Genomic DNA, 21,987 nt, shown 5'->3' on the forward strand with positions numbered 1-21,987 from the left:
TGTACATGAATTGCACTAAGCCCGCTGATAATTTTCTTTTTCATATTTGCCATAAAGTAGGTTTTGCAAAATAGTAACCTTGTTGAAACTGAACATCGGCTGTCGATAGTGCCACCGACTCAGCTTCATTCTCTACAAGCTCGGCAATAACTGATATGTGCAAACTACGAGCGACGCTTAGAAGGCTACTTACAAATAACAAGTTGTCATTATCGGTATGAATTCCTTTTGTAAGCTTGCCAGAAATTTTTACAAAATGTGGTTGAATGGCCCGCAACCCTGCAAGAGAAGCAAGATTGTCACCAAAATGTTCAATAGTTACTCGGCATTTCATACCAATCAGTGCTTTTGCGAAACTAATCGCCTGTGCTTTGTGGTGAATTAGGGCGGAGTCTTCTATTTCAAATACCAATCTTTCACATAGTTCAGGGTGTTGCCCCAAGGTATCAACCAGCCAATCTCTAAAATTTCGGTTCGCAAGTGAAGCATTTGCAATATTGATGGCAATATTACGAGGTGTTCCGGAAAGCTTTTGAAGTACTAAGCTTACGACCAACTTATCGACCTCAGGAATGAGATTAAGGCGTTCAGATGCTGGAATAAGCTGCGACATAGGAATAATGCTTCCGGTGTCTTTATCTTTAAAGCGAGCGAAGGCCTCGAAATAGCTCGGGCTGTTATCTTGCAGGTTCATAATGGGTTGGATCAAGATGTCGGCATACTTTAATTCTAAAACATTATTTAAACGCTCACGCCAAGCCGTATTGCTGTGTATGAAGGTAAGCTTAGAAGCAAACTGCCATCCAAACTCCTGTTTGGTTGCCGCCATAAGCGCGCTGTCTGCATTTTCCATAATCTGTGAAAAAGACTGTTCATCATTAAATTTAGTTACGCCCATCCATACGGCTTTAGAGCCATCTTTTAGCGGAGTGACCTTATTAAAGGTGTCGCTTAAAAGTTGTAACCGTCGTTCGCATTCATCCTGTGAAATCGCTTCAGTAATAATCACAAAGTCGGCACCGGAGATGCGGAATAGAAAGGATTTTTCAGGGAAATCGTTAGTCGTCTTCTTTAACGCTGTTGCTACTTCAGATACATACACATCACCTTCTTGAGCACCTAGCGTGGTGTTAATCGTATTCAAATGGGCAAGTCGGGCAATAATAATATAACCCTCGTCACTGTGTACGGTGCTGCTTAGAAGTGCATTCATATGCCTTGTAAAAGCACTTCTATTAGAAAAGCCTGTCAAGCTATCTTCATAAGCTTGCGCTTTAAAATGCTCAACTTTTTGAGTGAGCTCTTTAAACATTGCTTCAACAGAGAGCGACAGTTTGTTTACAGCGGTAGTGATAAAACTCAGTTCTTTAGTGAAAGGAGTATAATTTATCTGAGAGAACTTTTGATTTTGAATGTCATTAATCTTTGCGACAACAGTACTTAATGGCTTAGTAATAGCACTAATAATAAAAATAAGAACAATGTACGCTAAAACAAAGGCAGCAAAAAACATAAACGCGCTTTGTTTTACGCTTTCCCAGAGTGTTTCGTTTGCAAGGCCTGGGTGGCTTTGCACCATCAACTCTCCTGCAAGCGTCCAACCGTCATTTAACTCTGTTTTCTCACTTGGAGGGGTCACATCGACTATTTCCGTAAACCATTTAGGTACCGTGCTGACGGTGTTTGGGTTTCTGCGCTCAATCAGCATGTTTCCTTCCATGTCGGTAACCGTTATGTACTGATAGAACCCTCTGTCAAAAATTGCATTTACCATTGTTTCAGCGATGGCCATACCGTTTGGCTCAGCTAAGTAAGGGGTGATGGAAAGCCCTAGCGAAGTTGCCGTATCTTGAGCATGGGTAGCTAATTGTTCATTAACATACTCTCGCGTAAGCTTTACGTTAATAACAAACGACCCAGCAAAAACAAATATTAAAAACACGAGCAAACTAGTGCTCAGTTGGGTAGATAATTTCATTGTTATTTTTTATCTCCGTTCATTACGGTATCTAGCCGTTCTACCATGTCGTCCCACATTTTCATGGGGCCGCCGCTTCTTAGTTTTTTTCCAGTTCCCATTGCTTTTGCTGCCCATAAACCATTGCCATTAAAGCTGTAGATAGGCGCTAGATCTCGTCGTTTGCTTGCTGGAAGTATACGTCTATTAATATTGTCTAACACCAATGGTATGGAAGTAGGAGTTTCATAAAAGGCAAGCACCATATGCGGTTGCCCCAACTCTAGTGCAGTAACATACATAAGACGTAACTTATTTTCTGGTACTCCGAGCTCTATTAGAGAGAAGTATTTTGCTATTACGTAATCTTCGCAATCGCCGGCACCCGTTCCTATAAGTTCTATAGGCGTTGCCCAGTAATCCTTTTCTTTCCAATGTACAATGTCATCAACAAAATCGAACCTGTTAAAAAAACGATTTATTGAATAGAGCTTCTCATCTAAATCTTCAGTTTGAAGCTCGTTAATAAGCTGTCGCCAATCGGCAACAGCGTGTGATGCATCCTTACCGTACACATTGCTAATGCGCTTATACACATCAGTAGTAAATACATTGGCTTGCTGCGCAATTAACGAAGGAAAAGTGCTAAGACAGTACAGCGTAGCAACAATAGGAAGCGCACGACCAAACACACCACAAACGCGATGTTTAGTTTTATCTAAATGAATAAAAGCATTGAGTGTGTAGTCTTTTTGGTGCAAAACGTACTTACTTTGTGCAACGAAAGTTGATGTCAAAAATGCGTAATTCTTTTGATATACACTTTTGCTCCTGGTTAAGCGCTTATCATTACAAAGTTGTACTGAACTTGAAAGATCTTTACACAAAATGAACAGATTTATCTGTATCAATTACTGGCACGATATGTGTATTCACGATATGTGTACTGATGTAGGGACTAATACTTTGACTTACATTCAACAAGCGCCAAGTAGCATTTTTTATAATTACTGAAGTGCAAGTTTGAGAGGCTTTTCATGAATTTGTAATTTTATTACCAATTCATATACAGACTGTTAGAATAGTGGCGGTTTGTAGTTATTTAACCTAGAAAAGGATGTTTCATGGAACAACCAGCACGCCCTGCTGTTTTTATTATAAACTCATTAGAGGGCGGCGGCGCTGAGAGAGTAATGGCGAAACTTCTTTTCATCCTACAAAATTACTTTGCGGCGAATAAAACCCCTGTACACCTTATCCTGTTAGATAGTTTACCGGAATCTCAAGCGTGCCCAACGTATGTGACCAAAACCGTGCTCAATTCGCAGGGCAGTTTAGTTAACGGCTACAAACAGTTAAAGCCACTTTTAAGCAGAATTAAGCCAGCATATTGTTTTAGTTTTTTAACACGCAGTAACTTTTTAAATGTTGCCCTTGCTAAATCGTTAGGCTATCGCGCCATTATAAGTGAGCGAGTGAATACCACCAGCCACTTATCCGGTGGTTTGAAAGATGCTATCAGTCGACTTCTTGTTAAGCTTTTGTACAAACGTGCAAATAACGTTGTGGCGGTATCTGAAGGTGTAAAAGCCGATTTAGTTAAAAACTATGCTGTACCCGAATCAAAAGTATCCCTTTTATATAACCCTTATGACATTGTTCAACTTCACGAACTTGCAAGTGAGCCGGTTAACGACATTCCTAAAGCGCCATACATTATTGGGGTAGGGCGGTTAGTTAAAAACAAAAACTTTTCGCTGCTATTAAATGCCTTCGCCAAGGCTGACATAGTTGAAGATTTGGTTATTTTGGGTGTTGGTGACGAAAAAGCAATGCTTAAAGCGCTAGCTAAAACTTTGGGCATTGCAGATAGGGTGCATTTTTTAGGTTTTAAACCAAACCCTTACCCCTACGTGGCCAAGGCAGAATATTTTGTTTCAACCAGTAATGCAGAAGGTTTCCCCAATGCCATAGTGGAAGCTATGTGTTTAGATAAGCCGGTAGTTGCTACCAATTGTGAGTCGGGCCCAGCTGAAATCATTGCTGAACAATATCCTTACCATGTTTCTGGTGCGAGTGAGGAAAAAAACGGTATCCTATGTGAGTTGAATAACGCTGAAGGCGTTGCAAGTGCGTTAAGCTCATTCAGTGATGAAACTGTTCGGCTTTCTTATGCCGCAAAAAGCAAAAGCTGTGCACAGCAATTTTCTTACAATGCCTTTCAACAAAAAGTTATAGCCATTATTGAAAAGGTTAGTCAATAAATATGTTTGAAGGGTTGAAGGTTGTCGTTGGCCTAATAAGCGTCATTTTGGTGTATCGCAGCATAACGGGGAACTGCAATAAGTATCTTGCGTTTGCTATTTGCGCTATATGGCTGCGCTTCTTTTTATCTGCGTTTCACACTATTACCTACCCCTCGCTTGTTGCAGGTTTTTCGATTAATGCGCTTTCAAGTATATCGGTAGCCGGATTAGGGCTATTCTTTTTGCCGTTTACAGTTTTCACTTTGCGTAAACTGCTTCCTTTTTATTTTCTATTTTTGGCTATTGCTATAAGTGGTTTTGTGAACATGGAGATACCAGGAACCATTAATGTTTTAGTTAAATGGTGTTACTTCCTTGTTTTAGCTGGGGCAATATTTTTATCGGTAAGAGTGCAAGGCCACAATGTTACTTTTAAAAAGCTATTAGTTTGCTTTTTTATGCCAGTTACTATGCAGGTGCTGTCTATTGCGCTTGGTGAAGTAAAAGCGACAGAAAATGACGGCTCAGCGAGCTATATCGGTGGATATAACCACGAAGCCGCATTTTCTATGATAATCGTTAGCTTTATTTTCGTGCTTGGGTTAACTGAAAGAAGTGCTATTAAATTTAGAACCTCGCTTTTTACGTTAGCGGCCCTACTCCTTATACTCGTTAATTATCGGACTGCGGTTTTAACAATTTTGCCTATAGCTGCAATCTTTTATTACTCGCTCGTTGAGCAGCGTTTGAAACCATCACAAAAAGCCCCAGTTCTCACGGTGGTGTCTATGTTACTCATTTTTGCTTTTGTGGCACTTTCTTTTACGATGAGAGAAAGGTTTGCCGACGTTGGGATGTTAGCGTCGAACTTAGACTTGATATTTAAAGCGCCTGCATATTTTACTGAAGCGGAAAAAGACATCATGTCTTCAAGAGTATATTTGTGGAGCCAATATATAGATGCGCTTACAAATTCAGACTTACTTAGGCAATTGGTAGGTTATGGACCAGAAGCATGGAATGGCGTTTTCAAGCATTACGCACACAATACTTTCGTATCTTATTTCTATGAGTACGGATACATAGGTTTGCTATCTTTCGTATTTCTATGCTCGTATTCGCTAGTTATTACCGCTGGTGTAAAAGACAAGCGCTTATCAAAAATACTACCATTGTCTTTGATTGGTTTTCTAACAATGAATTTAGCAACAATGCCTTTATGGAATATAGAAGGGCTAATATTTTTCGCAATTTTGATAGGCGTTTCGCTAGGTAATACCGCGCCAGCAAAAGCGCGGTACAGTTTTAGAAATCAATTAGCATTATTAACAACGGATTAGTTTTATGAAGATTTGCGCGATAGGTCTACGCGGTATTCCAGATGTGATGGGAGGGATAGAGTCTCATTGCCAACAACTTTACCCCAAAATGGTTAGGCAAGGAGCTGAGATTACGGTTCTAGCGCGTTCACCTTATGTAAGTCAGAAGCGATATAGCTATGAAGGCGTCGAAGTTATTAGCGTTTGGGCGCTAAGGCATAAGTTGCTAGAAACCTTTTTACACACTTTCATCGCGATCGTTTACGCAAGGCTTTTTGTTAGACCAGATATCGTGCATTTGCATGCTATAGGACCGGCGCTTTTTACTCCATTGGCTCGAATGCTAGGTATGAAGGTTATGGTTACTCACCATGGTGCCGATTACGACAGACAAAAATGGAGCCCATTCGCGAAAAAAGTGCTTAGATTTGGCGAAAAAATGGGAATTATGTATGGGAATGCTGTTTTAGTTGTTGGGAGGACCCTAACGGAGCACCTCAAATTACGTTTTCCAAATGAGTCAGATAAAGTTCGATATGTTCCGAATGGTATGTTACCGAAGTTTGCGGAAGACGTTTCCGACTCTTTCCTTCCAAAAGATCTCTACTTGCAACCATATAACTACGTACTCGCGGTGGGTAGATTAGTCCCTGAAAAAGGATTTCACGACTTAGTGCAAGCTTATAATAAAGCTGGAATAGCGGAACGTTTGGTAATTGTAGGTGATGCAGACCACGTAGATGAATATGCGTCAACTTTATTAGCCAAGGGAAATGAAAAAGTAATATTCGCAGGCCGTCGAAGCGGAAATGAACTACATGCCTTATTTAAATACGCAACGCTATTTGTTTTACCTTCTTATCACGAGGGGCTTCCAATCGTAGCTTTGGAAGCGATTAGTGCAGGAACGCCAGTAATACTAAGCGATATATTCCCTAACAAAGATATTGAGGCTAAAAGTGATAGTTACTTTCCCGTGGGAAACATTGATAAGCTTTCGACTAAACTTAGCAGGTTAGCAAGTTTAGATTTAAAACTAGACCAGCAAAGTTTTTTAGCTCGATTTGATTGGGGAAACATTGCCGAAACAACTGATTCTACAATGAGAATAATCGCGAAAGATAAAGAATAGGTTCATGGTAATGGTGTAAGCGAATGCTATAGCATTCGGCATCTAAGGAACGATTTTTCCAGAGGGAAGAAAGTGTCAAAACCATTAGTAAGTGTAATTATACCAGTTTACAACGACGAGAAGCGCATAATAGATTGTGTCACCTCTGTCTATGAACAGGCACAGTTAAATTATTCTCTAGAAGTAATAGTCGTCGACAACGGCTCCTCAGATAACACATTGTCGGTGATTGAAAGTGAACTCAAAATAAAATACAAAGATCTGATCGTTGAAACCTGCGAAGTTCCAGGTTCTTATGCGGCGCGCAATCTTGGTTTATCAGTATGCAGTGGAAACTTTACTGCTTTTACTGATTCGGATTGTATTGTTTCGAAAAATTGGTTAGATCATCATCTAGAAAATATCGAGGGTCACACGAACAGTATTAGCGCGGGTGAAGTAAAATTTTTCGCTGAAGACTCGAAGAAAACTGAACAGAGTGCTATCGATTTTGAAAACTTGTTTTCAATGAAGCAAAAAGACAACGCAGCGAGTGGCAAGTGTATAACCGCTAACTTTTTTTGCTACCGAAACCTATTTAATGAAGCAGGTGTTTTTGATGCTTCACTTAAGTCTGGCGGCGATGTTGAGATGAGCGGAAGGGTAGTTAAGAAAGGTGGGTCAGTTGTCTATAGCGAAAAAGCCGTTGTTGAGCACCCTTCTAGAAACAAGAATGAGCTTATAATTAAAAGGAAACGAATAATTGGTGGAACGTGGGACTCCGTGCTCTCTTCGAGCGATATTCTTAACAAATTTAACTTTGTTATTCGACTTTTAAAAATGTTTTTTGGTAGAAGTAAGAAGGTGATCAAAAATTCTTCTTTATCGATTCGCCGTAAACTTGGCTTGATCGGCTTATTGTTTAGCATTTTTCTTGTAAGTATAACTGAACTTGTAGCGCTTTCATTTGGCAAGCAGTCAAATAGACAATAATTTCCCTGAAACCACAATAAACACACCATTGATGGACCATTAGTATTCATGTCGATTAAAAAGAAAGCTACGCAAGGTAGTATTTGGATGTCCCTGACAAGGACTGGTATAAACGTAGTTGATTTCCTCGTATACGCCTATTTAGCACGTATCCTTACCCTAGAGGAGTTTGGTTTAGCTGGCTTTTGTTTCCTTTTCGTAGAGTTCACTAACACTCTCGTCAACGCAGGTGTAAATCAAAACTTAGTGCAGCGCAAGGAATGGACAGACAGGTATGCTGCTAGCACTATGACCTTTGTAGCTTTTATGGGGGTTATGGCTTCAGGGTTGTTGGTTGGTATTGGAGCCCCTATTGCCTATTATAACTATTCTGAGTTGGCTGCATTAGTAATTATTAGCCTCGCCCCAATAACACTAATTACTAGTCTGCAAGTAGTTGTAACAGGGAAACTTTTGCGCGAGTTCAAAAATAAGCAAATGGGCATAGCTAAATTTTGTGCAACGCTTATTTCTGCAACTTCAATAGTAGTGCTCGCTGAATTCGGTTATGGCATATGGGCGCTAATCATTGGAAAGCTAATTAACGTGAGCTTACAATACATCTTACTTGTTTTTGTTTCGAAGGTTAGGCTCTCCTTCAATCTAGACAGGGATAACTTTAAGGAACTTATTACGTTTTGTCTGCCTTTATTTTGGATGGTAGTACTACGCTTTTTAAATAAGAAAGCGAGTAACTTATTTACTGGTGTCGTACTCGGGCCTATAAACTTCGCCCTTCTTGCAGCAGCGCACAAGGCGGAAGTGGTGATAAATCAAGTTACGATGAGTTCTATCAACTCAATGGTAGTCCCAAGTTTTTCGCGCATCGGTCAAGACGCTAATGTGGGCTCGCTATTCACAAGGTTAGTGGCCATTACATCCATTATTGTTACGCCAATTTTTATGGGTTTGGCAGCTATCGCCGATCCTTTCGTTACAATCGCGTTCGGTGATAAATTCGCTCCAAGCGCAGAGTATATGACCATATCTGCTTTTAGCATTTTTCCTTTGGTCATAGCTAATTTTATGCCTAACTTATTGATATCTAAAGCTCAGACGAAAGCAGCATTCAATATTACGTTAGTTAACATTATAAGTAATGTAGTTGTAGCCGCATGTACTATTTGGTTTGGCGTTTCATTTATGCTTACCTGTATCGTAATCGGTAACTTCTTAGCGATGCCGATTAGATTCGCAATAGTAAGAAGGCATATTTATATTGACATTAAGCTGTTAATTTTCGCACTTCTACCATCATTCGTGAGTGCGTTTGGTATGTTTTTAGTAGTTATGGCTGCAAAACCTAGGATTAGTAATCTTTTAGACAACGACATTTTCATGCTTATAGCTTTAATTGCTCTGGGGGGCGCAAGCTATATAGTGTTTTCATTCTCGGTGTTTTACCCGCAAACAAAGCGTCAAGTTCAAGAGCTTAAATCAATGTTTTTGAAGAAGCGAGGGATCAAATAGTTGGAAACAAGAGGCTTAATATATCGCTGTAGTTAAGCCTCTTTCTAGCTGATTACACTAATTTATATAAGTGTCCAGCTAGTGTATGAGAGTTAAACTCTTTTTCAACTTTCATTCTTGCTTCTCGTCTCAACATAGATAGGTTGGTAGATGATGAAGCTTGTACGATTGCTGCGGATATGGCTGTAGAGTCTCTTTCTGGGACTAGAAAGCCATTCTTTTCGTTATCAATTAGTTCTGGGATGCCACTGTGCTGGGTGCTAATAACTACAAGGCCTGAGGCCATAGCTTCCATGAGTGCCACTGGCACACCTTCCATATCTCCAACGCTGTCTATGACTGAGGGAAGGAGAAATATGTCTGACTCGTCAAGAGTCGTTTTTACAAAACTAGGGGGCTTTGCACCGTGAAAAGTGACTCTACTGGTAACATCTAGTTCCTCGCTCAGTGCTATTAACTGCTTTTCCAATGCTCCCCCCCCAATTATTGAAAGGTTGTAGTTATTATTCAATTGGGCCATCGCTCTGATTGCGTATTCTAGTCCTTTCTTCTCAGTAGCACGAGCCACACTCACTATTTTTACGGGGTAAGAGATAGGTTTATCGTTGAAAGAAAACCTCTTGGTATCTACACCCATGCGAAGCACTGAAACAGAATCACTCGACGCTCCCCAGCTTTCTAATCTATTCTTCCAAAAGTTACTAATGGGAAGGAGATGGCTACTTTTAGAGAGAGCAACGTATTCCTCTTTCCAAAAAGCAATATTGTCGTATTCACTAATTTCATACCCATGAAATACCGTATTTAACTTTCCTTTTAACAATCCAGCTGACAAAAACTTGTTTGCAACAACGCCGTTATTTCCGAAATGAGCGATTATACTGTCAGCTTCAAAGCAATTATTTTTATTCTTCCATGCAGTGATGGCGACTTCATAGGCAAGATTAACCCTGCCTTCGCTCACAGCGTATTTAACAAAATCCACAATGGGCTGAAACTTTGTATCGTTGATTCGCACTGCAAAATAAAAAAAACGAAGAAAAAGTAACTTCAAGGGTTTTTTAACTTTTTGAGCATTAGGGGGGGTAATGAAACGTGTCCGGTCTAGCAAATTATGTTTTTCTAGTGACTGAAGCGGTACTTTCTGCCTCTCTTCATAAAATGAGATTATTTTGACGTTAGTTCCACATTCAATCAACCCGTTGATTTGATCTATAACAAAAGTTTGTGACAGAACAGGAAACTTTTTGACGAAGAATATAACGGTTTTCAATTGACAATTCCCATGTTTAAAAGTTTATTTGTGATGTTGATAGAAAGATGATGGGTCGTAAGCTAATGGTATTCAGATAAATAAACTAAGAAATTATATACATGACTGCTATTTAAACTTCCCAGTCAATTTTTTCTTGATAAGCTTCGTATAGTAAATCGCCTGATGCTTCTTTATTCTAAACATTGATGACTCAATGTCTAATGAAGATGTACTCATGGAATAATCAAACCTTTCAAAGTCTTGTTCATATAATTCTAGAACCATTTGTATCGCAGTAGATGACCAACGAACACTCTTTTTCTCACCTACTTTTTTAGGCTTAACTTGAACATTGCCTTGTATGCCTATGCGATCGCCAACAGAACTTAAGACGTTTTCAATACCGTCTTCAAATTTAAAAACTTCGACATCATCACTCACATAGTAAGATTGAGGACGTAAATGGTTATCCAATAGTTCAGGTTTTTTTTGGTATTTTTTCAGATTATGTACTGTCCATGCAGAAAAAAGTGACTCGGCATTCCCACTTAGTTGAATACTACCTAATTTTATTCTGTAAAAAAATTCGCTTACAATTCTATCGAATGGATTTCGAACCACAGTAAACTTATACTCAAATGGCCTGTTTAGTGACTTGGTTAGCTCAGTTAGCGTGTGATAGCCCAAGTGTTGAGGCGTGACAAGCATGTCATCAAGCTTTTTTTGAGAAAAAAGTAATTGCTGGTATCTTCCTGCTTCGTTCAGCCACGACTCAATTGTTGTTCCAGCTGTTTTTGGAATATGTAAAAAGGTTACAGCTTGCTCGTTGTTTAAATATAAAGGCATAACGAAAACCTATATCCTATACAATCTATCGTGAAGATAACATTTGCTTTGAAATGTTACTGCAGGTTATTTGGAAATACTTTCCAATAATTATAATGCAAAAAAAAGGCCCTTTTTAATAAAAGGGCCTTTTTCGTACAATTGAGGATTATAAAACTAATTTCTCTTTCGAAAGATTAGAATTGCAAGAGATGTCATTAGAATCGCTAGGCTGCCCGGCGCGGGAACGCTTACTAGAGCTGAATTCGTTGGAGTTCCTGTTAACGAAAGGTTATCAAACCCTGCATTGTTGCCCCCACCGGCACCAAAGGCTGTAAGACGGAATACATAATCACTGCCACCATCAAGAACTAGGTTATTTAAATCAAACTCAATTGGCTTTGTAGGAACAAATCCAGAATTGTTGTTGTCTCCGCTGAACACGCTTTTAGCGCTAGAAAATAAAGAGTTAGTGCCTTCCAAAACATCTAGAGATAAGTTGAAATCACGTTGAACGTTTTGAAGTTGACCACCATTGTTATATATCGACGCATCTAGCGTAAGTACATCTAAGCTGATGCTACTTAGAAAAGCGCTTGCTGAGACCAAGATATCAACAAACCACGTTCCTTCATTATGAATGTTGTAATCAACAGCGAAAACATTATCAAAATTATCAAATAGTTGTAATGACGAGAAATTTGTTGTTTGAGGGTCCAAAGTATTTGTTACCTCTACTCCATTCTCAATCCACGAAACGTTCGAAGGATCTCCTGAGGTGCCGGTAAAATCAGAGGCCAAAATGACAGCTGCATTTGACGGTAAAGCGGTTACTAGTACTGCCACTGCTAAGGTTGCTTTAATTATTTTCTTGATCACGGTAACTCCAAAATTATAAAAATTTTTACGCTTCTATAATTTAAGCAAATTGTGAGCCACTTATAAAAAACTCTTTGTATCAGCAGTTTATGGTGTTTTTTTTATTTTGATTAGGGGGTTTGTAAAATAAATCGACACTTGAAGTTACTTTTAATTAAATTCGAGGCTTGCTGAATTAAAAATTTCATTGAACTACTGCTAAGCTCGCCTACTTTATCGTGATCTTCTTAAAAATCACGTTATCCTTATTGCGCCAGCTTTCAATTTCGTCATTATCTAGCAATAATATCAAATAATTCACCTTACCTTTTACATATTGTCCAATCGGGAACGAAATAGTGCTGGACTTAGGTATAAAGAAATTTTCACCTCTAATTCCCCAAGCTTGTTTTCCGTAAAATTTAACTACTCTCGAGCTGTTTAACTTAGTGTCTGTCTCAAAGCCAATTCCAACTACTTCTGGGTTACCTTCTACTTCAAGCTCTAACTCTAATACAGAGTCTTCCGTTAGTGTGTAGCTAATAGGAAACATCTGCCAGTTGTTCCCGGTTAGAGTTACAGTATTGTCATCGGTAATTGTAGTAGTGCCGTAACGAAACTGTTTTGGAAAACCTGTATGCTCCGTTTCGCTTGCTTTGAACTCCCACACCGTAGGAAGCTGTTCGATAACTGCGTCCAAGGTTACTTCTGACGAGAAGTTAGGGATTTTGAATTCTTCTGATACATACAACGTAGGTTCGGGCGAACTTTGTAGTGACTTTATGTAAGAAAAATTATCGGAGTAGGGGTGTTCAACAACGTTATCTATATTAAATTCGTATCTTGCGTCACCTGTATTCTCGTTAAAACAAAGATCGTTAGTACTTGTACTGCCAAGATACTTTTCTTTATCAAAAATACAGTGCCCAACTGAATAGCCGGTTTTTTCGGTGAGTATGATATTGTTTTGGGTCGTAACCCAAAATGTCGTGTCGTTGTTTACTTTTGATGCAGCGATTCCGTTACGCTCTACATCAATAAAGTTTTCAAATATAAAGGTTCTACCAGCAGGTTTAGAAATTAATCCGCCTGCTTTTATTGCAGTCCACTCTTTACCTGTTTCGTCACCCAAATTGTGTATGTAGTTGTGAAAAATATAGCTAGGCCCCAGCATATTTGGCGCAATACTTATACCGGCATAGCCTTGTTCCATTTCGTTATCGTACACCAAAACATTCTGCTGGCCGCCATCAATTTCTAGTAAGTCATCATTTGCGTATGCTAAATAGTTTCCATAAATAGCTGAGTTTTTTACGAATCCACCACGTCTTTCAAAGTTTTTTCTACCTTCAATTACATCGTTGAATCTGTGATTTGGCGTGCCGTAAAAGCGGTTATTTCTAACAATAAACTCGCCTCTATATTTTTCACTGTCATGATATGCCCAAACTTGAAGCGCGTTTGCACCTTTAGGGTGACCAACTGCCCAGCTATTAGCGCCCAAATTAGGGCTGTGTACCTCACATTCCTCAATAACAGCTATACCACTTCGTTCTAAGTAAATGCCAGAGTCGTAATTGATAGGAGAGTTATTAGTGGTGCTTGAAAAGGCCACACCATCCCTAATATCTAAGGGTTCCCTGCCATATTGAGAAACATTACACCCTTTAATCCAAATATGGTGAGCTTTCTTTGCAAATATGCCATAACGTTGCCCGCCTTTAACGGTAAGGTTTTCCAACATTACATAAGAATTGTTGCCTATGTTCACCGCTGCTAGTACATCGCTTTCTGCTTCAATAACTGGGCCGTCACCAATTACTTTGGCGTAGCCATCAGCACTGCCTTCAATATTTAATGCTTCTAAATCTAGTTGACCGCCCGAATAGATTTCTGAAAGATAATAAATTTTATTCGGGTCGATAGGAGGACTATTAGGTTTTGTTGTGGTTTGAAAGGTATGTTCAACTACGCTGCCGTCGCTACCTGTAATTTTAACTTCTATATGATACGTAGTGTTTGCATTTAGATACACTATGCTACCGGCGAAAGAGCCATAAATTGGCTCCCATGCTAGGTTCAACCCTTCACGCCAGTATGTATCGTCATCAGCCCTAAATTTAACGGTAGCAGTACTTTCTTCATCCTGCCCGTAAATAACTAAACCTATCGAATTGATTAGAGGAGTAGCAGTATCTTCAAAGCCAGACGCGGATGCCGTAAAAACAATTGACGGGTCTAGTCCAGCAGTTATGGCAGACTCGTAAATATTACTTTTACTTAAATCGGAGTAGGCTGAAATTTTTTGCATCCATTTAGCTGTATCTATGGGGTACAGCGCAAACAAAGCTGAAGCTTGATTCGTGGTTAGGTTCGTAAAACGGGCTTTCTCGTCCTTTTTTGTGACAGATGAAGCAGTTGAAAGCACGCCCTGTGTATACAACTGAGCTATTTCTTTTTTGTATTTCTTAACAAATGGTTTTAGCTTTTTGGGCCCGCTGTAATTGGTTAGTAATGCGTTTACTGTATTTTCATCGCTTAAATTTGTGTTGATGTAATTGTTCAAAGCATCGCCAGGCTGATTACTTTTGTTGTAATCGTTACTATTTCTATTCACAGCCGAACAAGAAAAAAGTAGAGAAGACAGTAAAATAATAAAACCGAAATGAAAAATAGTTTGCTTTGAATAAACAGATTGCACGATAAATCCCTATATGTTGAAGGCAGGAAAAAAGAAACTAGGGCTACATAAAAAGGGTAGTGTTTACTTTGTTCTGTGGCAAGGCACAGGTGAATATCTTAATGTTTATTTTTTGAATGTGTTTGGACAGCTTATTTCTACTGACATCTCAAAATTGGAAAAAGCGGAACCTAAATTGCTTACTTAGCCACCATCAATAATGGCTAAATGTTATTATACCAATTTCAGTAACAATCCTTTAAACCAATTCGGTATACTTGACGGTATTCCTAAGTAAGTAAATGCATCGGTGCACTTATATGGACATTTTATGAAGAAGAAAGTAGCCGTCATACACCCTGAAGCGGGGTTTTCATCAAGCGGCGGATCTCAGCTAAGTGCGTATGAAATGGCAGAACATCTAGCAGAATTTTTCGATGTGAAGCTATTGAGTGCCTCACGATGCAGCGAGCACAGTGTTGTTATACCGTGTATTCCTAGGGGAAAAGTAAAAAAAGCGCAGCGTAACAAAACCATTGACTGGTTGCTTACGCGGTTGGTATCAAACCCATCGTTGCTTATTGAGTCTATAACTAGCTTTCTTACCTACACACCTTATTTAATTTTTAAACGTTGTGACGTTATCTACCCTAATAATGATTATGGTGGTTTGGCGGTAGCAGCAGTTATAAGAAAGTTATTCAAAACTCCCATTCTTTACACCGAAAGAGCGGGAATGGTGTCTAACGGCAAAGTGCTACGCCGTAACTTAAAGTTCAAACCAGATTGCTTAGTGGTTTTTAATCAAGAGACCAAAGAATACGTTCACTCTATTGCGCCTAAACAAAGAGTTGAAATTATACCTAATGGCGTAAACTTAGCTAAATTTAGCCCTAAAGGAGAAACGTTCGAGCATGGGTTACGAGGAAAAGTAGTTTTGACCGTAGGTGCATTAAACAGGCAAAACCACAAACGTATTCACTTGGCAATTGAAGCGGTTAGCCAGTTAAACGATGTGTCGCTACTCATATGTGGTGACGGTCCCGATGTTCAGTATTTTAATGACCTTTGCACAAATAAGATTGGGGAAAAAAGATTCAAAATCGTTAAAGTCGATTTTGCTGATATTCCCAATGTTTATCGTTCAGTCGATGTTTTTACATTACCCTCTGAAAATGAACCCTTTGGAAGAGTTTATTTAGAAGCGATGGCAAGCGGTTTACCAGTTGTCGCTACAGATGATTCTATGCGCAGAGCACTATTAGGTAAGGCCGGGGTGGTTTGTGATGTTGAAAACATTGAAGAATACGCTGCCGCAATAGCTACTACATTATCAACCGACTGGGCCAATGCGCCGATAGAGCAAGCAGCTGATTTTAGTTGGGATAGTGTGGCTGAACGCTACGCTAATGTAATTGAAAGCCTTTAGCAATAAGCGATTTATCATGGATAAGAATCAATTCGTATGTTTGGAATTTAATTTTGGATCGAGATAATAGGATAGACTTGATTCGCGGCTATGCCATTTTTACTATTTGTATCAACCATATAACTGTGATGCTAACAAAAATAGGTGATGTGGGAATTAAGATACCAACACTAACGCACTATGGTTATTCCTCGGCAGCCGAGATTTTCTTTTTTATGTCGGGGTATATGGTAGGGCTCGTTTATCTCGGTAAGGCTGATTCAAATAAAAAAATAGTGAGCAGAGCATTACATCTATACAAGGTTAACTTTTTATTGTTAGCTGTGTTATTCGCCTCCGCAGTAATTTTTAATAGTGCAAGGCTATTTGAACTGACTCAATTAGACATGTTAAGAGAAAACTTTCTTGCTAGTCTTTTAAGGTTTGCCGCTTTCACTTATGTTCCCAAATTTACTGATCTTTTGTTTCTTTACGTAGCCTTGTTATTAAGTACAACGGTGTTAGTCCGTGTTTTGAACCGAAGCGAGACGCTATTTTTACTGTTTATAACGATCACATATGCTCTCTCTCAGTGTTTTCCCTCTTTTAAACTAGTCAATCTTGCTACTAACGATGCAAAGTGGGGGCTAAATATTTTAGCCTATCAATTTCCATTCATGTTGGGATTGATAGCTGGAAAAAACAAGTATTTATCCTATCTATTTCAAAAAATAGATAAAAACCTGGTTATTGGCTGCGGCTTTTGTGTGTTTGCTCTTATTGGGGCCTATGTCGTTAAACGTTATGATTTGCTAGCTGTTAAGGGCGAGTGGTGGGTTAATAAGAATTCGTTAGGTCCGCTTAGAATGCTACACTTTTTCATAGCGCTAATGTCTATAATGTGCTTTTTATCAGTATTTAGAAAGTTTGCAGATGCTTACGTCTTTCGTTTAATTGCTTTAGTAGGACGTCAGTCTCTCGGAGCGTTTGTAGCAAGTATGGTATGTTGCTACATCTCACTAGGTATATGGATGCATTTTAGAAATAGTTCGCTAGCATATTATCTATTAGCTATTGTGTCTTCAGCAGCTGTTATAGGCGTCGCATGGCTCTTGGAAAGAATAAAAAACAAGGATGATATGGTGAAGGTCTCGCCAGTGATTGAAAAGTGCTAATTAATGCAGATTCACTACTCTGCATCTACATGAAAAAGTCCGGAAGGTGGTAGAATCACTGAGATCCTAATTAACTAGAATCTCGGATGCTTAGTTTGCGAACGTTATTTTTTTAATTTAAGCTTAAGTTTTTCTTTTCCTAAAATAACTTTCGTTGTAGCGACTATGCCTGCTTCTCGAACCGATAAACCAATCCAGCCAAGCTTATTGTTCTTTTTGCCAATCTGGCTAAGAATTTGATTAGCGACACGGTCGTTGTAAGCTGCTTTACCTAGCAGCGCTTTATGTTTTTTAAATGCTTTAAGTCTGGGAAACACCTTTTCCAATGGCATATTAGCCACCTCGGTCGAAATGCTTACGTGACCTCTGCGATAGAAATAAATATCCTTAGGGATATTCCTAAATACAGTATCTTCTAACGTAATTCGAACAAAAAAATCCCAGTCTTGACTGTTTTTCAATTCCTCATCAAACATTAGCTTTTTCGCTAATATAGCTTTACACGTAACACCACTCATCCCACAAAATTTGTTGCCTCTTTTTATTACATCAGTGGTTATAACTTCGGTTTCGTTGATGTGAATTTTATCTGGTGTTTCGAGAAAACGATAACCGCACGTTACTGCGTCTGCATGATGGTGCTCTGCAATATGTTGTTCAAGATAGTTTTTGTCCCATATGTCGTCGTCGTCTAAAAACGCAATAATATCGGAAGTTGATTTTGATATACCTAGGTTACGGGCCGCATTTGCACCAGATGCTACGGGTACCTTTATGTAAGTAAATTGCTCTTGTGGGAAAAGGGACAATACTTCTTCATAACTGACAGAAGAACCGTCATCAATTACGAAAACTTCTTTGGGAGTAACAGTTTGCTCTAATACTTCGGCAAGTGACTCTTTCAGATAATCAGGGCGATTGTGTGTTGTAATTACAACGGAGACTGTCTTTTGCATCTTAGATCCATGATGAAGTGAAGTTACTTTGATTTTGATAAAACACGCAATTTTTAAACCAACATATCTATAGTACAAAATTCTAAATTGGTTTGCTCTTATTTGTACTACATAAAAAATACTGTTCTCCTATTATAGAAAACAGTTTTTGTATATGGGCGAACAATAAATCTGCCAATATCAGCTATATAGGGTAGCGGTAATGTCTGTCACTCGTGTAAACTATCGTTTTTATTTCAAGCAAGCTTTCGCGCGCAGATATATTCTTCTTATGCGAGGGCCATGCAGTCATCATGCACATTGAGGAAACCATGGAGCTTGACGCTATTATCAATCAGGCGCAGAGCCAGATTGACGCTGCCGAAGATGCAGCCACACTAGACCAAGTTAGGGTCGAATTTATGGGTAAGAAAGGTAAACTTACCGACTTACTTAAAGGCTTAGGAAAGTTGTCTAACGAAGAACGCCCTGCCGCTGGCCAAAAAATTAACCAAGCGAAACAGGTTATTCAGCAGGCAATTTCTGCCAAAGGCGAACACTTACGCACTGAAGAACTCAATAAAAAGCTTAGTGAGGAAGCGGTAGACGTAACGCTTCCTGGGCGTACTGAAAAGCCTGGTAACCTGCACCCGGTTAGCCGCACCATTGCACGCATAGAGTCGTTTTTTGGCGAGTTAGGCTTTTCGGTTAAAACAGGCCCTGAAATTGAAGATGGTTTCCACAATTTCGATGCGCTAAATATTCCGGCTAATCACCCGGCGCGTGCCGATCACGATACGTTTTACTTCAACCCAGACATGATGCTTCGTACGCAAACTTCTGGCGTTCAAATTCGTACGATGGAAGCAGAAAAGCCGCCGTTACGTATTATCTCACCCGGGCGTGTGTATCGTAACGATTACGACCAAACTCACACGCCAATGTTCCACCAAGTGGAAGGGTTGATGGTAGATAAAAACGTGAGCTTTACCGAGCTTAAAGGTATTTTGCATGACTTCTTACATCACTTCTTTGAAGAGTCTTTAGAAGTGCGTTTCCGCCCGTCTTATTTCCCGTTTACAGAGCCCTCAGCAGAAGTAGACGTAATGGGCAAAAATGGTCAGTGGCTAGAAGTACTTGGCTGCGGCATGGTGCACCCGAATGTACTTAAGTCGGTTGGAATAGACCCAGAAGAATACACCGGTTTTGCCTTTGGTATGGGCGTAGAACGTTTAACTATGCTGCGTTATGGCGTTAACGACTTACGCGCGTTCTTTGAAAACGATCTTCGTTTCCTCAAGCAGTTCAATTAAGGCAGAGAGTACACATGAAATTCAGTGAAAAATGGTTAAGAGAGTGGGTTAACCCGTCGCTGTCGGCACATGAGCTGTCTGAACAGTTGAGCATGGCTGGCCTAGAAGTAGACGGCGTAGAGCCTGTAGCGGGCGAGTTCACCGGCGTACTAGTAGGTGAAGTGGTTGAGTGCGGTCAGCACCCTAACGCCGACAAGCTTCGCGTGACTAAAATTAACGTAGATGGTGATGAACTACTCGATATCGTTTGTGGCGCACCTAATTGCCGCCAAGGCATAAAAGTAGCGGTAGCCTGTGTGGGCGCGGTACTGCCTGGTAACTTTAAGATTAAAAAGGCCAAACTTCGCGGCGAGCCGTCATTCGGCATGCTGTGCAGTTTTTCTGAGCTAGGCATAAGCGATGATCACGACGGAATTATCGAGCTTCCAGCTGATGCGCCAGTAGGTACAGATATTCGTGAATACCTTGGGCTAGATGATAACGCTATTGAGGTGGATTTAACGCCTAACCGTGCAGATTGCTTGGGCATTCGCGGTATTGCCCGTGAAGTGGGCGTGCTTAATAACTTAGACGTTTGCGAACCGATAGTTGAAGACGTTGCCTCTACTATAGATGACAAGCTTGCTATTACCCTTAGTGCAGACGATGCTTGCCCTCGTTATTTAGGCCGTGTGGTTAAAGGTGTTGATGTAACTGCAGCTTCGCCATTGTGGCTGGTTGAAAAGCTACGCCGCTGCGGTATTAGAAGTATCGACCCTATTGTTGATGTCACTAACTTTGTATTGCTTGAGCTAGGGCAACCTATGCATGCGTTCAACCTTGCTAGTATTGAAGGTAATGTGAATGTGCGTATGGCGAAAGAGGGCGAAAAGCTTACTTTGCTTGACGAAACAGAAGCAACGCTTAAAGAAAATACGCTGGTAATTGCCGACGATAACAAAGCGTTAGCCATGGCAGGGATTTTTGGTGGCCTCCATTCAGGTGTTACCACTGAAACGAAAGACATTTTACTTGAAAGTGCGTTTTTCAGTCGCGATGTGATTATGGGCCGTGCCCGTCAGTACGGTTTGCACACCGACGCATCACATCGTTACGAGCGCGGCGTAGATCCAAAATTACAGCGCAAAGCAATGGAGCGCGCTACCGCACTTGTTTTAGAAATTTGTGGCGGTGAAGCGGGCCCAGTTGTTGAAGCGGTTTCAGAAGATAAACTGCCTAAGCAAGCCACGGTTACGCTTCGTCGCGACCGCTTAACTCGCGTGCTCGGTATTAGTATTGATGACGCAAAGGTAAGCGAGATGCTTTCTCGCTTAGGCTTAGACGTTACTGCTACCATTGAGGGTTGGAAAGCCGTTGCACCTAGCTATCGTTTTGATATTTCAATTGAAGAAGATTTAATTGAAGAGATTGCACGGGTTTACGGTTATAACAATATTCCTAATGTTGCGCCTGCCGCTACGCTTGCCATGTTGCCTTCCCAAGAAGCGCAGCTGCCGTTAGGTACAATGAAGTCGTTGTTGTTAAGCAGAGGCTATAACGAAGCTATTACGTATTCGTTTGTCGACCCGAAAATACAAAACGCATTGTTCCCTGATGTAAAAGGCATGGTGTTACCGCACCCAATATCGTCGGATATGTCGGTAATGCGCGTGAGTTTATGGCCGGGTTTGTTAGGTGCTTCTGCGTATAATCAGAAGCGTCAGCAACAGCGAATTCGACTGTTTGAAACCGGATTACGCTTTATACCTCAACAAGATGCGCCAAATGGTGTATTGCAACAGCAAGTAATTGGTGGTGTAGTAGCAGGGCGTCGTAACGAAGAGCACTGGGACTTAGGCGATAGCCCAGTCGATTTCTTTGATGCAAAAGCAGATGTGGAAGCTTTATTGGCACTTACCGGTAAGCAGGGTGAGTTTCAATTTGTAACAGGCGAACACAGCGCGTTGCATCCTGGTATGACTGCAAAAATTTTGCTTAACGATGAAGAAGTTGGCTATATTGGTGCTGTTCACCCACAATTTACTAAATTGTTGGGCGTAAACGGTCGTGTATTTGTGTTTGAATTAGCGGTCGACGCTATTAGTGAACGTAAATTACCGTCTGCTGCACCTGTATCGCGTTTTCCATCTAATCGTCGTGATATAGCTATTACAGTGAAAGATGAAGTGCGTGTAGGAAATGTTCTTTCTTACATAGAAAAAATTGGCGTAAATCAACTAGTTGCTCTAAACTTGTTTGATGAATACAAAGGCAAGGGAATTGAACCTGGGTACAAGAGCCTTGCATTGTCACTTCATTTACAAGATCCAGAAAAAACCTTGGAAGAAGCTGAGATTCAGCACGCTGTCGATACTGTGGTAAAAGGTTTGGAATCTGAGTTTGGAGCCGCGTTAAGAGAGTAAA

16 protein-coding genes are annotated in these 21,987 nt (G+C 40.2%); 9 read left to right on the forward strand and 7 right to left on the reverse strand.

Annotated elements, in window-relative coordinates; all coding sequences use genetic code 11:
• Positions 1-40 precede the first annotated feature (40 nt).
• Both V7R39_RS04820 and V7R39_RS04825 read right to left on the reverse strand, forming a co-directional pair.
• Complete coding sequence (locus V7R39_RS04820) at positions 41-1,978, reverse strand: bifunctional diguanylate cyclase/phosphodiesterase (RefSeq protein WP_334028734.1); 1,938 nt, start codon at positions 1,976-1,978, stop codon at positions 41-43.
• Between the two features lie 2 nt (positions 1,979-1,980).
• A complete protein-coding gene (locus tag V7R39_RS04825) occupies positions 1,981-2,628 on the reverse strand; it encodes a transglutaminase-like cysteine peptidase (RefSeq protein ID WP_438823514.1) in 648 nt (215 codons plus the stop codon).
• Between the two features lie 453 nt (positions 2,629-3,081).
• On the opposite strand from V7R39_RS04825, the gene V7R39_RS04830 reads away from it, so the two are divergent.
• The 5 genes from V7R39_RS04830 (at position 3,082) to V7R39_RS04850 (ending at position 9,135) form a co-directional block, all read left to right on the forward strand.
• On the forward strand, positions 3,082-4,221 hold the full coding sequence (locus V7R39_RS04830; RefSeq protein ID WP_334028736.1) for a glycosyltransferase: 1,140 nt from the start codon (positions 3,082-3,084) through the stop codon (positions 4,219-4,221).
• Between the two features lie 2 nt (positions 4,222-4,223).
• Positions 4,224-5,543, forward strand: a complete 1,320-nt coding sequence (locus V7R39_RS04835; protein ID WP_334028738.1) for an O-antigen ligase family protein — start codon at positions 4,224-4,226, stop codon at positions 5,541-5,543.
• A gap of 4 nt (positions 5,544-5,547) precedes the next feature.
• On the forward strand, positions 5,548-6,654 hold the full coding sequence (locus tag V7R39_RS04840) for a glycosyltransferase family 4 protein (protein ID WP_334028740.1): 1,107 nt from the start codon (positions 5,548-5,550) through the stop codon (positions 6,652-6,654).
• A 72-nt stretch (positions 6,655-6,726) separates the two neighbouring features.
• Positions 6,727-7,626 (forward strand): glycosyltransferase, encoded by a 900-nt coding sequence (locus tag V7R39_RS04845; RefSeq protein ID WP_334028743.1) that lies wholly within the window; start codon positions 6,727-6,729, stop codon positions 7,624-7,626.
• Positions 7,627-7,674: 48 nt separating this feature from the next.
• Positions 7,675-9,135 (forward strand): oligosaccharide flippase family protein, encoded by a 1,461-nt coding sequence (locus tag V7R39_RS04850; protein ID WP_334028745.1) that lies wholly within the window; start codon positions 7,675-7,677, stop codon positions 9,133-9,135.
• Between the two features lie 52 nt (positions 9,136-9,187).
• Here V7R39_RS04850 and V7R39_RS04855 read toward each other — a convergent pair whose 3' ends face one another.
• The 4 genes from V7R39_RS04855 to V7R39_RS04870 form a co-directional block, all read right to left on the reverse strand.
• Positions 9,188-10,189 carry a glycosyltransferase gene (locus tag V7R39_RS04855; RefSeq protein ID WP_334028747.1) on the reverse strand — a complete coding sequence of 334 codons (1,002 nt, stop codon included), beginning with the start codon at positions 10,187-10,189 and terminating at the stop codon, positions 9,188-9,190.
• Positions 10,190-10,516: 327 nt separating this feature from the next.
• The gene (locus V7R39_RS04860) at positions 10,517-11,236 is read right to left on the reverse strand and encodes a sulfotransferase family 2 domain-containing protein (protein WP_334028749.1); all 720 of its coding nucleotides are present in this window, start codon (positions 11,234-11,236) and stop codon (positions 10,517-10,519) included.
• A 156-nt stretch (positions 11,237-11,392) separates the two neighbouring features.
• The gene (locus V7R39_RS04865; protein WP_334028751.1) at positions 11,393-12,094 is read right to left on the reverse strand and encodes a hypothetical protein; all 702 of its coding nucleotides are present in this window, start codon (positions 12,092-12,094) and stop codon (positions 11,393-11,395) included.
• Between the two features lie 208 nt (positions 12,095-12,302).
• Positions 12,303-14,774 (reverse strand): right-handed parallel beta-helix repeat-containing protein, encoded by a 2,472-nt coding sequence (locus V7R39_RS04870; protein WP_334028754.1) that lies wholly within the window; start codon positions 14,772-14,774, stop codon positions 12,303-12,305.
• Between the two features lie 310 nt (positions 14,775-15,084).
• On the opposite strand from V7R39_RS04870, the gene V7R39_RS04875 reads away from it, so the two are divergent.
• Entirely contained in the window at positions 15,085-16,182 is a 1,098-nt protein-coding gene (locus tag V7R39_RS04875) for a glycosyltransferase (protein WP_334028755.1), read from the forward strand.
• A gap of 53 nt (positions 16,183-16,235) precedes the next feature.
• A complete protein-coding gene (gene opgC, locus V7R39_RS04880) occupies positions 16,236-17,336 on the forward strand; it encodes an OpgC domain-containing protein (RefSeq protein ID WP_334028757.1) in 1,101 nt (366 codons plus the stop codon).
• A 104-nt stretch (positions 17,337-17,440) separates the two neighbouring features.
• On the opposite strand, the gene V7R39_RS04885 is transcribed toward opgC, so the two are convergent.
• Positions 17,441-18,292: a glycosyltransferase family 2 protein gene (locus tag V7R39_RS04885; RefSeq protein ID WP_334028759.1), complete on the reverse strand. Its 852-nt coding sequence runs from the start codon at positions 18,290-18,292 to the stop codon at positions 17,441-17,443.
• A 311-nt stretch (positions 18,293-18,603) separates the two neighbouring features.
• Between V7R39_RS04885 and pheS the strand changes: the two genes are divergently transcribed.
• Positions 18,604-19,584, forward strand: coding sequence for a phenylalanine--tRNA ligase subunit alpha (gene pheS / locus V7R39_RS04890; RefSeq protein WP_032095097.1), 981 nt, complete (start codon positions 18,604-18,606; stop codon positions 19,582-19,584).
• Positions 19,585-19,598: 14 nt separating this feature from the next.
• Positions 19,599-21,986, forward strand: coding sequence for a phenylalanine--tRNA ligase subunit beta (gene pheT, locus V7R39_RS04895; protein WP_334028762.1), 2,388 nt, complete (start codon positions 19,599-19,601; stop codon positions 21,984-21,986).
• Position 21,987 lies beyond the last annotated feature (1 nt).

Origin of the sequence: Alteromonas sp. P256 (genome assembly GCF_036864455.1) — a bacterium.
Classification (GTDB): Bacteria; Pseudomonadota; Gammaproteobacteria; order Enterobacterales; family Alteromonadaceae; genus Alteromonas.

What these genes read in the sequence shown, in the direction of transcription:
- pheS (WP_032095097.1), top strand. Translation starts at nt 18,604, where the DNA reads ATGGAGCTTGACGCTATTATCAATCAGGCGCAGAGCCAGATTGACGCT.
- V7R39_RS04830 (WP_334028736.1), top strand. Translation starts at nt 3,082, where the DNA reads ATGGAACAACCAGCACGCCCTGCTGTTTTTATTATAAACTCATTAGAG.
- V7R39_RS04820 (WP_334028734.1), bottom strand. Translation starts at nt 1,978, where the DNA reads ATGAAATTATCTACCCAACTGAGCACTAGTTTGCTCGTGTTTTTAATA.
- V7R39_RS04860 (WP_334028749.1), bottom strand. Translation starts at nt 11,236, where the DNA reads ATGCCTTTATATTTAAACAACGAGCAAGCTGTAACCTTTTTACATATT.
- V7R39_RS04850 (WP_334028745.1), top strand. Translation starts at nt 7,675, where the DNA reads ATGTCGATTAAAAAGAAAGCTACGCAAGGTAGTATTTGGATGTCCCTG.
- V7R39_RS04835 (WP_334028738.1), top strand. Translation starts at nt 4,224, where the DNA reads ATGTTTGAAGGGTTGAAGGTTGTCGTTGGCCTAATAAGCGTCATTTTG.
- pheT (WP_334028762.1), top strand. Translation starts at nt 19,599, where the DNA reads ATGAAATTCAGTGAAAAATGGTTAAGAGAGTGGGTTAACCCGTCGCTG.
- V7R39_RS04885 (WP_334028759.1), bottom strand. Translation starts at nt 18,292, where the DNA reads ATGCAAAAGACAGTCTCCGTTGTAATTACAACACACAATCGCCCTGAT.
- V7R39_RS04875 (WP_334028755.1), top strand. Translation starts at nt 15,085, where the DNA reads ATGAAGAAGAAAGTAGCCGTCATACACCCTGAAGCGGGGTTTTCATCA.
- V7R39_RS04840 (WP_334028740.1), top strand. Translation starts at nt 5,548, where the DNA reads ATGAAGATTTGCGCGATAGGTCTACGCGGTATTCCAGATGTGATGGGA.